The sequence below is a fragment of the Solirubrobacter soli DSM 22325 genome, from assembly GCF_000423665.1.
Lineage (GTDB): Bacteria > Actinomycetota > Thermoleophilia > Solirubrobacterales > Solirubrobacteraceae > Solirubrobacter > Solirubrobacter soli.
This window is the reverse complement of sequence record NZ_KE384073.1, coordinates 1-13,362: the sequence shown is the minus strand read 5'-3', so window position 1 is coordinate 13,362 and position 13,362 is coordinate 1. Positions and strand designations below refer to the sequence as shown.

The 13,362-nt window shown below is 71.7% G+C and carries 9 protein-coding genes; 1 reads left to right on the top strand and 8 read right to left on the bottom strand.

Annotated features, from left to right (window positions below; genetic code table 11):
* Positions 1 to 13: 13 nt before the first annotated feature.
* The 3 genes from G569_RS60130 to G569_RS0140935 all read right to left on the bottom strand — a co-directional run bounded on the left by G569_RS60130 (position 14) and on the right by G569_RS0140935 (position 3,995).
* Positions 14 to 2,095: a DUF7948 domain-containing protein gene (locus tag G569_RS60130; protein WP_169542364.1), complete on the bottom strand. Its 2,082-nt coding sequence runs from the start codon at positions 2,093 to 2,095 to the stop codon at positions 14 to 16.
* Between the two features lie 165 nt (positions 2,096 to 2,260).
* Positions 2,261 to 3,331: a sensor histidine kinase gene (locus tag G569_RS0140940; RefSeq protein WP_084286281.1), complete on the bottom strand. Its 1,071-nt coding sequence runs from the start codon at positions 3,329 to 3,331 to the stop codon at positions 2,261 to 2,263.
* Positions 3,303 to 3,995 carry a response regulator transcription factor gene (locus tag G569_RS0140935; protein ID WP_306765395.1) on the bottom strand — a complete coding sequence of 231 codons (693 nt, stop codon included), beginning with the start codon at positions 3,993 to 3,995 and terminating at the stop codon, positions 3,303 to 3,305. The genes G569_RS0140940 and G569_RS0140935 overlap by 29 nt, the downstream gene beginning before the upstream one ends.
* Before the next feature lie 232 nt (positions 3,996 to 4,227).
* On the opposite strand from G569_RS0140935, the gene G569_RS0140930 reads away from it, so the two are divergent.
* Positions 4,228 to 5,271: an aminotransferase class V-fold PLP-dependent enzyme gene (locus G569_RS0140930; protein WP_037502970.1), complete on the top strand. Its 1,044-nt coding sequence runs from the start codon at positions 4,228 to 4,230 to the stop codon at positions 5,269 to 5,271.
* On the opposite strand, the gene G569_RS0140925 is transcribed toward G569_RS0140930, so the two are convergent.
* The 5 genes from G569_RS0140925 to aroA form a co-directional block, all read right to left on the bottom strand.
* The gene (locus G569_RS0140925; protein ID WP_084286280.1) at positions 5,248 to 7,890 is read right to left on the bottom strand and encodes a S8 family serine peptidase; all 2,643 of its coding nucleotides are present in this window, start codon (positions 7,888 to 7,890) and stop codon (positions 5,248 to 5,250) included. The genes G569_RS0140930 and G569_RS0140925 overlap by 24 nt on opposite strands.
* Before the next feature lie 66 nt (positions 7,891 to 7,956).
* Positions 7,957 to 9,132 carry an esterase-like activity of phytase family protein gene (locus G569_RS0140920; protein ID WP_028067690.1) on the bottom strand — a complete coding sequence of 392 codons (1,176 nt, stop codon included), beginning with the start codon at positions 9,130 to 9,132 and terminating at the stop codon, positions 7,957 to 7,959.
* Between the two features lie 18 nt (positions 9,133 to 9,150).
* A complete protein-coding gene (locus G569_RS0140915; RefSeq protein WP_157592655.1) occupies positions 9,151 to 9,960 on the bottom strand; it encodes a hypothetical protein in 810 nt (269 codons plus the stop codon).
* A 128-nt stretch (positions 9,961 to 10,088) separates the two neighbouring features.
* Complete coding sequence (locus G569_RS0140910) at positions 10,089 to 11,909, bottom strand: methyl-accepting chemotaxis protein (protein ID WP_028067688.1); 1,821 nt, start codon at positions 11,907 to 11,909, stop codon at positions 10,089 to 10,091.
* Positions 11,910 to 11,969: 60 nt separating this feature from the next.
* Positions 11,970 to 13,268, bottom strand: coding sequence for a 3-phosphoshikimate 1-carboxyvinyltransferase (aroA, locus tag G569_RS0140905; protein ID WP_028067687.1), 1,299 nt, complete (start codon positions 13,266 to 13,268; stop codon positions 11,970 to 11,972).
* Positions 13,269 to 13,362: the final 94 nt, after the last annotated feature.

Genomic DNA, 13,362 nt, shown 5'->3' with positions numbered 1-13,362 from the left:
CCTTGCAACGGCGTCATGGACTGTCATCCGGTGTCATCTCACGCTCGTCTCCCTCGCGCTGCCCGCGACGCAGTCCGAGCTTGGTGACAAAGGCGTCGCGCGAGCCGTTGTGGCTCGTGTCCTGCGCGCCGGGCGACGCCGGAAAGTCGCCGGAAAGAGTCTGGCCGGTCACGAGGACATCGCCGGCGCAGGGATCCACCGCGATGCCGGCGCCGGCATCGAAGTCCGACCCGCCGAGGAACGTCGCGTAGGTGAGCGTCGCACCGTCCGGCGCGAGCTCGGCTACGAATCCGTCGGCGGCGCCGCGCAACGACTCCTGGCGCGCGCCCGAGGTGCTCGGGAGGTCCGCGGACCAGCTCTGCCCGGTCAGATAGACGCTGCCTGATCGGTCGACGGCGAGCCCGGCGCCTTCGTCGCGGCCGCTCCCGCCGAAGAATGTCGAATAGACCAACTGTGAGCCGTCCGCGCTCAGCGCGGTGACGAACGCGTCCGTGACCCCGTGGAAGATCGGCTCGACGGCACCGGCCGTGGTCGGGTAGTCCGGCGAGGCGGTGAGGCCGGTGACGAACGCGACGCCGCCGCGGCCGACGGCGATGTCACTCCCGCTGTCGAGGCCTGTGCCCCCGAGCCGAACCGAATACTCGAGCGCCGATCCGTCCGCACTGAGCCGCGTGACCATGGCGTCCGGACCTCCGCCGGGGGGCGGAGCCGCCGCACCGGGCGTCGTCGGGTAGTCGGGCGACGAGGTTCGCCCCGTGAGGTACGCGCGGCCCGCGACGTCGAGCGCGATGGCGAAGCCGGCGTCGCCGTCCGAACCGCCCACGTACGTGGAGGCGGTGACCGTGCCGCTGGGTCCGAGCGTGGTGACGAACGCGTCCGTGGAACCGTTGAAGCTCGGGTCCGCGCTGTGCGCGGTGACCGGGAAGTCGTCGGAGGCGGTATACCCGGTGATCGACGCCGACCGGCGGTGGACCGCGATGCCGAGCCCCGTGTCGCGCAGGCTTCCGCCGAGCCGCGTCGAGTACTCCAGCGCCGAGCCGTCGGGGCTGAGCTTGGTCGCGAACGCGTCGCCGAGCCCGCCCGTGCCCGCGCCGGTCGCCGGGAAGTCCGCCGACCAGGTCTGCCCGGTGACGTAGGCGCTGCCCTCGCCGTCGACCGCGATGCCCAGCGCCTCGTCGGTGTCGCTCCCGCCGAGCAGCGTGGAGTACACGACCCTGGAGCCCGTGGGATCGAGCTTGGTCACGAACGCATCGGTTCCGTAGGGCCCGTCGCGGGTCGTGTCGAAGGCGCCGAAGGTGACGGGATAGTCGGACGACAATGTGCGCCCGGCGACGTAGGCGGCTCCGCGGGAGTCGACCGCGATCGCCAGACCCTCGTCCGCATCGGTTCCACCGAGGAACGTCGAGTAGCCGATGCCCGGGTCGATGACCAGCGCTCGTGTCGGGTCGTAGCCTGCGCCGAGCGCGAACCCGTAGCTCACGCCGCGCGGCGCATAGTCGGTCTCGACTGGAATCCGCGCACCCGCGTGCGTCTGATAGCTCACGGGCGGCGCGTCGGTCAGGACGCCGAGCCCCGTGTGGATCTCAAGGCTTCCGTCGCGCCCTCGCGTCAGCCTCCGCGCTCCGTCATAGGCGAGGGCGATGGCGCGCACGTCGGCGCCGGCAGCGACGTGGAACTCGTACTTGAGCGTCCCCCCGCGGCCGCGGAACACGAGGTCGATCCCCGGCCACAAGCCGCGGTAGACCAGCTCACGACTGGTCGGCAGGCTGCGCTTGGAGCGGCTCCGATCGCCGAGCAGGGCGTTCAGCGTGCCCCCGTCGCGTCGGGCCGCCTCGAGCGCAGCGCGGGGGTCGGCGCCGGCGAAGCGCAGCCGCAGCGCGAGGCCGCGGTCGCTCCCGGGCCGGCCGAAGACCATCGCCACGCCGCGGTCGGTGAAGAACAGCGCGGTGCCGCCCGCACGTGCGAAGTAGCGAACGCGGCGGTCGAGCTGGCCGGCGTTCGGGGCGAACGACAGCGGTGGCGGCGACGCGCGATGCGTCGCCGGGGCCGCCGGCCGGCCGGGATGGCTCGCGCCGCACCCCGCGACGGCGATCACGCCGCCCAGTATCGCCGTCACTCGCGAGAACCGCGTCCGGGCGCGCATCGCCATCCCCCCTTGCTCGATCGACGGGCGTACTTGCGGACGAGCGTAAGCCCGGCGGCGGGCGCCGCGGATGACAGACGATGACGGCGGATGACCGCCGATGACGGACGGCGGGGCCTACGGTTCGGCGACGAGCAGGCGGTCGCTCGCGGGCCGTTCGATCGCCGCGGGGATCGCGAGTCCGTGCAGGCGGATCGTGACCCTCGTGCCGGCGCCGGGCGCGCTGGCGGCGGTGATCTCGCCGCCGTGGGCCTCCACGATCGCCTTCGCGATCGGCAACCCCAGGCCCGTGCCGGTCTTGCCGGGCGTCGACGGCCCGCGTGAGAAGCGATCGAAGACGCGCGGGAGGAGCTCGGCCGGGATCCCCACCCCGCTGTCGGTGACCTCGACGATGGCATCGGTTCCGGCCGCGAAGGCCCGGACGGCGACGACGTCCGGGACCGCCGTGGCCTGCACGGCGTTCTCCAGGATCGCGTCAAGTGCCGCGTCCAGGCGCTCGCGATCGCCGGCGAGCGTGCCCTCGAGCTCGACGTCGACGCGCCAGTTGCGGCGCGACCCGCGGCTCCAGCGCCGGACCGCCGAGACCACGAGGTCTTCCACCTCGACCGGTGCGAGCACCAGGCTGTCCGGTTGCTCGGTGACCTCGAGGATCAGGAGGCGTTCGGCGATCCCGCCGAGCCGGTCCAGCTCCTGCCGGAGGTCGCCGATGTCGCGGCGACGCTCGTGCGAGGACTCGGAGGCGTGCAGCAGGTCGGCCAGCCCACGCGCCACCGCGATCGGCGTCTTGAGCTGATGCGATGCGTCCCGGATGAACTCGCGCTCACGGCTCGCGGCCTGCCGCGCCTGTGCGAGGGCGGTCTCGCGCCGGCGCGCGTACCAGACCATCACCAGGAACATCGCGCTCATGAGTGGGATCTCGGTCAGCTCGTCGATGCTCACCGCGTTGCGTGACACCGCGTAGCCGAGCGTCACGGCACTCGCCGCGCAGACGGCGCTGAGGACGAGCAGCGTGATGCCCATTCCCCACACGCGGGCGCCGTAGAGCAGCGTCAAGCTCACCCAGACGAAGTGAAACGGCACGGTCTGGTAGTCCAGCAGCGTGAAGAGCACGACGAAGTTGGCGGCCGCGAAGGCCGCCCAGGCGACCTCGAGCTTGTGCTCACGCGTCCACGAAGCTATAGCCGACATTTCGCACCGTCAGGAGACAGTCGTGATCGAGCTTGTGGCGCAGGCGGCCGACACACACGTCCACGACGTTGGTCCCCGGATCGAACGTATAGCCCCACACGTGCTCGAGCAGCTCTTCGCGGCTGCAGGTCTCACCTGCGCGCGCCATCAGGTACTCGAGCAAGACGAACTCACGGGTGGTCAGGTGGATGTCACCGCCGCCGTTGCGAAGCACACGGCGCTGCCGGTCGAGCACGTAGCCGCCACAAGCGATCTGCCTTCGAACCGCGCCGTCCGGAGGGCGGGTGCGCACACGGACGCGGGCGATGAGCTCGGCGAGGTCGCACGGCTTGGCGACGTAGTCGCAGGCCCCGAGCTCGAGGCATACGACCTTCGACCGTACGTCACTGACCGCCGAGAGGACCAGGATCGGGATGTTCGGCGCGACCGCCTTCGCCCGAGCGAGGACGGCCACGCCGTCCAGATCCGGCAGCAGCAGATCGAGGATCGCGAGCGCGTACGGGCCGTCGGCCATCTCCGCGAGACCGTGCTGTCCGGTCTCGACCGCGGTGACGCTGAAGCCCGCAGATCCCAGTGCCCGGTCGAGGACCGTCGCCATCTTGGATTCGTCCTCGATGACGAGGACGCGTTGAGTTCCTTCGGTGGCCGGGCTTGGCTCGTCCAAAGGGGACTCGCCTCCTCTCGCCGGTTGCGACTCAGCGGTCGGTCATCTATCAAACCCCGCAGTGGTGAGTCAACCGGTTGAACCCAGCCCGTTGAGGAGTTGCTTCGCGATCAGGGTCTTGTTTGGCGAAGCAGCGGGCGGCGTGCTCCCCCCCAGCCCACCACCATATCGACAATGGTCATGGTTCTGACACTTCCCAATCGCGGTCGCCTCATCCGGCATCCTGCCCCGGATGACCGGGCTCCGAGATCTGTGGCACCCCGAGACCGTGTACCTGAACACCGCCAGCTTCGGGCTGCCGCCCGATCCCGCCTGGGAGGCGCTGACCCGCGCGCAGGAGGACTGGCGCCACGGGCGCGTGAGCTGGGAGCACTGGACCATGGTGACCGGGCGGGCGCGCGAGCGGTACGCGCGGCTGGTGGGAGCCGAGGTCGACCGGGTCGCGGTCGGCGCGACGGTGTCGGGGCTGATCGGCCAGGTCGCTGCGGCGATCCCCGATGGCGCGCGCGTGCTCTCCACCGAGCCGGAGTTCGTCTCGCTGCTGTTCCCGTTCCTCGCGCAGGCCGAGCGCGGGGTGACGGTCGAGCTCGTCCCCGTCGACCGGGTGGCGGAGTCGATCTCGTCCGCGACGGACGTGGTCGCGGTCTCGGCCGTGCAGTCCTCGACCGGCGAGGTGGCCGACCTCGACGCGATCGCCTCCGCCGCGCGACATCACGGGGCGATGACGGTGATCGACGCCACCCACGCGATCGGCTGGCTGCCGGTCGACGCCTCGCGCTTCGACGCGGTCGCGTGCGCGTGTTACAAGTGGCTGATGTGCCCCCGCGGCACGGCGTTCCTCGTTCTGAGCGAGCGGATGGCCGAGCGGATGACGCCGCACCAGGCGGGCTGGTTCGCGGCCAACGACCCGTTGACGGACCAGTTCGGCCCGCCGCTGCGGCTGCCGGACACCGCGCGGCGCTTCGACACCTCGCCCGCATGGTTCTCGTGGGTGGGCACCGAGCCCTCGTTGGCGCTGCTGAACGAGATCGGCGTCGAGACCGTTTATGAGCACGACCTTCGGCTCGCCAACCGGTTCCGCGCGGGTCTCGGCCTCGAGCCCAGCGATTCCGCGATCGTCTCGACCGCGTTCCCGGACGCGACGGAGAAGCTGGCGCGGGCGGGGATCATGGCCGCCGCCCGCGCCGGGAAGCTCCGCGTGTCGTTCCACCTCTACAACACCGAGGCGGACGTCGACGCGGCATTGGAAGCGCTACTGCACGAACCCCGTCAGTGAGAGGGTGAACGCGCGGACGCTTCCGGTGTCGGACGCGGCGCCGTCGGTCACCTTGAACGTCCAGGTGCCGTCGACCGCGTCCTCGGTCAGCGACGCGAGCGGGTCCTGCGGGCGCCACGTGCCGGTGAACGGGTCGTCGGCGGCGAGGACGGACGCGAAGGGCCGCTCGGCGTCGTCGTCGAAGACGACCTGGCAGAGGTTCTCGCCGGTGCCGCCGCGCCGCTGGAAGAGCACCGCGGTCTTGCCCACCGGCGAGGTCAGCGTGCCCGTGAGGTCACCCACGTAGGAGTGGTTGATCCCGACGGTGGTCGAGGCCGGGTCCTCGCTGCACTGCGTGCCGTCGATCGAGAACGCGATGTCGGAGGCGAAGCCGACGCCGGTGACGGCGATCGGGATCGAGACGCCGAGCGTGCTCGCGTCCGGGATCGGGACCGCCGGGCCGGTGTAGGCGAACTTCACCGGTGTCGTGGCGGGCTGGCCGACGCCGACCTTGAACGTCGCCTGGGTGGGTGACAGGACGCCGGCGAAGGTCAGGCGCACGGAGACCGTGATCGGCTTGCCGAGCTGGTGGCTCGCGGCGAGCGTCACGGTGAAGTCGCGCGAGACCGTCGCCCCGGCCGGCAGGTCGCCGTAGGCGCGGGTGCGCGGGGTGATCGTGACATCGGCGTCCGGGCTCGTGACCACGGCGCTGATGCCGGTGGCGGTGCCATCGCCGACGTTGGTCGCCGGGATCCGCAGCGTGGCCGTCTCCCCCGGCTCGAGGAAGCGGTCACCGTCGGTCGATGTCGTGACCGTCGGCTGCTCCGGCTGGACCAGCGGCTGCGGGGTCGCGCCCGTGTACTCGAGCGCGCTGTCGGCGCGCAGGAGCCCGTTCCCCGAGCGGGTGTCGGGGCCGGCGGGCGCGAGGTCGAGGGCGGTCGCCGTGAAGGCCTCGCGCACGTCGGCGATCGTCGCCGTCGGGTTGCCGGAGCGCACGAGCGCGGCGATGCCGGCCGCGCTCGGCGCGGCCGCCGAGGTGCCGAAGAACTGCTCGAAGTCCGGCACCGAGGTGGAGACGCCGTCGGCGGCCGTGAAGTCCGGCTTGCTCCGCGTCTGAGGCGTGGGGAAGAACATCTTGCGCGGGCCGTCGGAGGTGAAGCGCTCCGGCAGTTGCGCGGCGGTGAACACGCCCGGGTACGGGCCGCTCGGGTTCGGCGGGTCGCCGGGCTCGAGGTCGAAGGGCAGCGGGTCGGCCGCGGGCGCGGCGGCCATGCTGAACGCCTGCGCGGCCGCGTTGTGCCCGCGGGTGACGCCGGGGGTCACCCAGGCGGGGAGGCCGGGCGCGTCGGAGTAGCGGCCGCCGAACGTGCTCAGCTGGAAGTAGCGCGGTTGGCCGGAGAAGCGGACGACCGCGAGGCGCAGGCCCGTGCCGCCGAAGAGCGGCGTGCCGAGGACCTCGTACGGGTCGTCGTCGCCGTCCTGGACGTCCTGGGAGAAGTTGACGATCGCGCCGGTGGCGTCGAACAGGTACAGGTCGTAGTCGTCGGCGGCGGTGCCGAGCGGATCGGCCCAGTGCAGCGTGACCACGTCGCTCGCGCTCGAGTCGTCGGAGATCGGCTCGAACACCTGGATCGCGGGACCGGGGTCGAAGTCGTGCGCCTCGCCCGCGAACTTGCCGACCGAGCGGCCGGAGCCGCGGAAGTCGTTCTCGTAGTTGGCCGAGGTGCCGTCGAGCGTGTTGCCCTGGTTGCCGGCCGAGCTGAAGTACAGCGCCCCGTCGGCGGTCACGGCGTTGACCGACTCGGCGATCGGGCCGTCCTGGAAGGGGCTCTCGTTGTAGTAGACGACGTCGTCGGCGATCACGTCGCAGCCGGCGTCGAACCGCAGCGCGCGGATGTTGTCGGCGAAGCTGGCATCGCTCGTGAAGGCGGTCGCGAAACCGAGCTTCGCGCCGGGTGCCATGTCGTGGACGATCTCGAGCATCGCGGTGCCCTCGTCGCCTTCGCCCTCCTCGCCGGGGAGCACGTCGACGTCGGCGGGCAGCTCGCCGCTCGCCTGAGAGGCGCCGAGGGAGTCGACGCCGTCGGAGAGCACGCACACCTTCACGCCGGTGCCGGTGACCTTGTCGCGTCCGAAGACCGTGTTGACGCCGTGGGCGGCGACGCCCTCGGACACGACCGCGGCGGCCGCCCGCCGGACGGCCTCGGCGTTCGCGCCGCGCTCCTCCTTGGTGGTCGGCTTGCCGCCGATGCGCATGGTCGTCGCCTGCGCGGCGGGGTCGACGCGCTCGACGTCACCCCAGGTCGCGATGGTGCGGACGGCGGCGCCCGGGACGGTCGCGCGGACCTGCCCGCTCTGCGACACGTCGTGCACGTTCGCGCCGAGCTTGCGCAGCCGCGGGACGAGGTCGGCGTCCGATTTGCGGACGCGGATGTCGACCTCGACCGTGCTCACCTTCCTGGTCCTGAGGTCGACGGCCAGCTTGGAGTCGAGCTTTCGCTCGGCCGGTGTGAGCGAACGCTTGAGCTTCTGCAGGGCCGCGATCTGCTCACCCGGATCGGCCGCGCGGACCTCCTGCGCTGTGGACATGCCGAATGCGACGATCGCCCCTGCGATCGCCCCCGCCGTGCGTACGCCCATGGCGCACCCCTTCCCGTCTCACGGGGCCCTCCCGAGGCCCCAATGAGACGGACGCTACTACTCAGGTCAACCCTTGATGCCGGGCACCTTGACGATGATGAAGTCGCTGTAGTCCGGCAGGTTGGGGTTGCGACCGGTCGACCCGAAATTGGTGTCGTTGACGAAGGCCAGTTCGTTTCCGGACAGCGGCAGCACGGCCTCGACCGTCTGGTACGGGAACTTGAACGGGTTGCCGAGACCGAAGTCGCCGGGGCGGATCGGGTTGTTGGAGATGCCGTCCTTGTCGTTGATGTTCAGCAGGTCGACGATCTCGCGCTTGGCGATGTTCGGGCGGTTGTTGGGGACATCGATCACGAACGCCTTCTTCCAGGCCGCGGCCGGGCCCTGGCCGTTGTCGCGCTCGGTGACGATCAGCTGATCCTTGCTGTAGGCGACGGCGTCGGAGACGAGCGTGCCCGGGATGCTCATGCGGTAGATCCAGTTGCGGCCGGTGTAGCGGCGGGTCTTGACGTCGAACTCGTACACGTGGCGGACGAGCGGGTCGTCACCGACGAGCGGGCCCTCCAGGAACGGGTAGAGCGTGTCGCCGTCCTTGGACAGCGCCATGCCCTCGAACCCGTTGGAGGAGGCCAGATTCGGCGTGCGGCCGAGCAGGAACGGGTTGTCCGGGCTGAAGACGCGCGGCAGCGGGACCGGGGCGTCGAGGACGCGGCCGCGGGCGTCGACGTGGACGATGAACGGGCCGAACTCCTCGCCGAACCAGAACGTCCCGTCCGGGGCCTGGCGGACCGACTCGATGTCGAAGTCGCCGCCGGTGAGGACGCGGTCCTCGGTGTTCTCGTTGACGATCGGGAACGGGACCTTGGCGTCGGGATCTGACAGCGTGATCGCGTCGAGGATCTTCACGTCGCCCTTGCCGCTCCACTCGGTCTTCCACTTCGGGCGGACCTTGTAGAGGCGCAGGATGAAGCTGCGGCTGTTGGCCTTGGAGCCGAAGCCGTTGTCGGGCATCGCGTAGAAGTCGCCGTTGCCGGCGTCCAGCAGCGCGGAGAAGCCGCCGACGGGCTGGACGCTGCCCGGGGCGGGCGCCGGCTCGGCGTTCGGGGCGCCGGGGAACGGGGCCGGGAAGGTCGCGTCGGCGGGCAGGATCGCCCGCGCCTCGAGCTTGGGCTCGCCCGCGGCGCTCGCGGTGCCGCTCGCGAGCAGGGTCATGGCCGCCGTGGCGGCGAGGAGTCGCTTCATGGCGGGCACATGACCACTTCACGGTGCGCTTGAAGTCAACGCGCTGTGAAGTCGTTGTGGCATCGCGAGGTTGGCGGTCGCGTAGAGCACGACGGCGGCCAGGCTCGTCGCGGCGAGGATCAGCCCGGCCGCCAGCGCTCCGCCGCCGGTTCCCGCGGCGGTGAGGGTCGCCGCGGCGGGTGCGCCCGGCCCGACCGGCAGCAGGCCGTAGGCGCCGGACGCGGTGAATGCGATGCCGATGCGCTCGAGCGTCAAGTGGGCGCCGCAGACGTGCAGCGCGAGCGCGATGCGGATGACGGCGATCGCGGTGATCGCGCCGACCCAGCCGGTGAGCGCGGGAAGCCGCCGGCGGTCGCGCAGGACGCCGAGGCCCTTCAGGCGGGTGAAGCGCCCGCCGGCGGTCAGCGCCAGCGCCGCGCCCACGAGCAGCAGCAGCGCGTACGGCGTGGCGAGGCACAGCACCAGCGCGGTCGCGCAGACCTCGAGCAGGAAGATCGGCGCGTCGGAGACGAGGATCTGGTCGGCGCGGGGCGCATCCGCGCCGGCGAGGCGCCTGAGCAGCAGCACCCGCACCGGCAGCGCGCTGTGGGACTCGAACGCGCCGGCGACGAACGCGCCGGCGTTCGCTCCGTGCACCGCCCGCCGCGGCAGGACCCGGTCCTCGACCGCGGCGAGCGTCAACCGCCACGCCTCCGACCGGATCGCCAACGTGACCAGGTGCAGCCCGGTCAACACGGCCAGCGAACCGGCGGGAACGAGCGCGAGCGCGCGCCGCAGCTCGTCCCCCCTGGCCTGGCACAACGCTCCCAGGAGAACGAGCCCCAGCACGACGCCCACTACAGAAGCGAGGCGACGCATCTCGCAGGCAATTTCGCCTGCAAATCGCCGCCTCGCGTTACGCCTCCGTGAACCTAAAGCCCACATAAGGGGTCAGACCCCTTATGTGGCGTTTAGGTTCAGCGGGCCAGTTGGAAGTGGCCGATGAGCTGCTCGAGGCGCTGGGCGGTGGTGGCGAGCTCGGCGGCGCTGGAGGCGATCTCCTGCGTCGAGGCGCTCGTCTGCTGGGTGGAGGCGGAGACCTGCTCGGCGGAGGCCGAGGACTGCTCGGCCACGGCGGCGACCTCGGCGATCTCGCCCTGCATCCGCTCGGTGTCGGCGGTGATCTGCTCGGAGGACGCGGCGATCTCGGCCACGCGGGAGCTCATCGCCTCGACCGCGGCGTCGATGCGCTCGAACGAGTCGCGGGTCTGGCGGACCGTGACGACGCCCTCCTCGGTGCGGCGCGCGCCGTCCTCGACGACGAGCACGACCGAGTTGGTCTCGTTCTGCATCTCGCCGATCAGGGCGGAGATCTGCGACGCGGCGGCCTGGGACTCCTCGGCCAGCTTGCGGACCTCCTCGGCGACGACGGCGAAGCCCTTGCCCTGCTCGCCGGCGCGGGCGGCCTCGATCGCGGCGTTCAGGGCGAGCAGGTTGGTCTGCTCGGAGATGCCGGTGATCGTGTCGACGATGCCACCGATCTGGTCGGAGCGGCGGGCCAGGCCCTCGATCGCGCCCGTGATCTGGCGGGAGGCGTCGGCGACCTCCTGGATCGCCTCGGTCGCCTGCTCGGCGGCGGTGACGCCTTCGCGGGTGACGGCGCGGGCCTCGTCGGCCACTGTGGCGGCCTCGCCGGCGGCACGCGCGGAGGAGCGCGCGGCGCGGGTGGTCTCGAGCGCCGTGTCGCGCGCGGTCTCGACCATGCGGACCTGACGCTCGGCGCCCTGCGCGACGTCACCCACGGCGGAGGCGATCTCGCCGACGGCGCGGCCGGCCTCCTCGGACGTGCTCGCCATCTCGCGCGACGCGCCCGACACCGAGCCGGCGCTGGCGCTGACATCGCTCACGACCCGCTCGAGGTCGCCGACGAGCGTGGACATCGCGGTGCCGAGCAGGTCGCGCTCGGAGCGCGGGTTCGGCTTGACCGTCAGGTCGCCGCCGGCGACGCGGGACGCGACCTCGGCCTGCTCGCGCAGGTAGTCGATCATCCGCTCGAACGCCTCGGCGGTGCGGCCGAGCTCGTCACGGTTGGAGACGTCCACCTTCTGATCGACGTCGCCCTCGGCGATGCCGTCGGCGGCGCGCATCATCTGGCCGACCGGGCCGACGATCGCGCGGGTGATCAGCAGCGCGACGCCGACCGCCACCAGGACGCCGAAGAGGCCGAGGACGATCAGCTGCGTGCGGGCGGCGGACGCGACCGAGTCCTGCTCGGCGATCGCGTCCTTGACGAACTTGACGGTGTCGGCGTCGATCGCCGCCGCGGACTTGCGGAAGGCGTCGAACTCCTCCTTGCCGGCGCCGATGCGCTTCTGCGCCTCCGCCTGACCCGCCGGGCCGGACTTCACGAGCGCGATCTGCGACTCGAAGTACTTGTTCAGCGCGTCGATCTGCGGGACGGCCTTCTCCACGAGGCCGGCCATGATCGGGTGCTTGGCCAGCAGCGGCTGCATCTTCTCGAGGTCGGCCTTGACCGCCTCACGCCCCGCGTTGTACGGGTCAAGGCTCGACTCGTCGGCGGTGATCAGGTAGCCGCGGACGCCGGTCTCCTCGTTGACCATCTGGGTCAGGAGGTCAGACGCGAGCGCCTTCAGCGGGATCGCGTCAGCCGCGAATGCCTCTTGGGCATCGGAGTTGACCTTGCCGGCCGACCTCGCTCCCACCCCGATGGCCGCGACCAGGACGAGGAGGACCAGGCCGAATCCGGCGAACAGCTTGGAACGGATCGAGAGGTTCATGGCCGCTGTAATCGGTTACACGAGCGGCTGGCGACATACCCCGTTCCGGGGAATCGCGGGTCACCCAACCAATTCCGCGAGGTCGCGCTCGAAGCGCGGGTAGGACACGCCGGCCGCGTCCATCCCGACGACTTCGACGCCCTCGCGGCTGGCGAGGCCCGCGACCGCGCCGAGCATCGCCAGGCGGTGGTCGCCGTGCGCCTCGATCGCGCCGCCGCGCAGCCCGCCGGTGCCGTTGACGACGAAGCCGTCGTCGGTGGCCTCGATGTCGGCGCCGAGGCCGCGCAGCCCGTCGACGACGGTCGCGATCCGGTCGGACTCCTTGACCTTGAGCTCCTGCGCGCCGGTGACGACGGTCTGCCCTTCGGCGAAGCAGCCGAGCAGCGCCACGAGCGGCAGCTCGTCGATCGCGAGCGGGACCTCGTGCGGCTCGACCGTCGTCCCCACCAGCGGCCCGGCGGCGACGTCGAGCTCGGTCACCGGCTCCCCGGTGGCGATCGTCTCGGTCTGCGGCGTCTCGAGGTCGCCGATCACGACCGCGCCCATCCGCTCCGCGATCCTCACGAAGCCGGTGCGGGTCCAGTTCGCGCTCATGTCGGTGATCACGATCCGCGAGCCCTTGACGAGGATCGCCGCGGCGATGTGGAACGCCGCCGACGACGGGTCACCCGGCACGTGCAGATCGCCGAGCTCGAGCTCGTCGTGTTGGGTGAGCGTGATGCGCTCGCCGTCGCGGGCGATCCGCACGCCCGCGCGGGCGAGCAGGCGCTCGGTGTGGTCGCGGCTCGGCACCGGCTCGATCACGGTCGTCGTTCCCTCGGCCAGCAGGCCCGCCATCAACACGCAGGACTTCACCTGGCCGGAGGCGACGGGAAGCGTGTACTCGATCCCCCGCAGCGGCATGCCGTGCACGGTGAACGGGGCGAAGCGATGATCGGTGGCCTCGATCCATGCGCCCATCTCGCGCAGCGGGTTCGCGATCCGGTCGACCGGACGGCGGCGGATCGATGCATCGCCGTCGAACGTCCACTCTCCCCCGGGCTGGCCCGCGAGCCAGCCGGGCGCGAGCCGCATCAGCGTGCCCGCGTTGCCGACGTCGATGTGCGCCTCGGCCGCCGCGCGCAGCCCCGCGCCGCGGATGGTCAGCGTGCCCGGGTCGGCGCCCTCCTCGACCAGCGCCCCGCACGCGCGGACGGCGTTGAGCGTCGAGTAGGTGTCCGCGGCCTCGAGGTAGCCCGTCACGCGGATCGGCTCGTCGCACATCGCCCCGAACAGCGCGGCACGGTGTGACATCGACTTGTCGCCGGGCGCGCGCAGCGACCCGCGAAGCGGTCCGGAAGGATCGAAACGGGTGTTCACGCGGCACCTCTCGGTGGGTCGTCGTCGGGCGGAAAGGGCGGGCGGCGGAGCGGGATCGGCGGCGGGGCGACCGCGCGCAGCGTCGCGGGCGGGG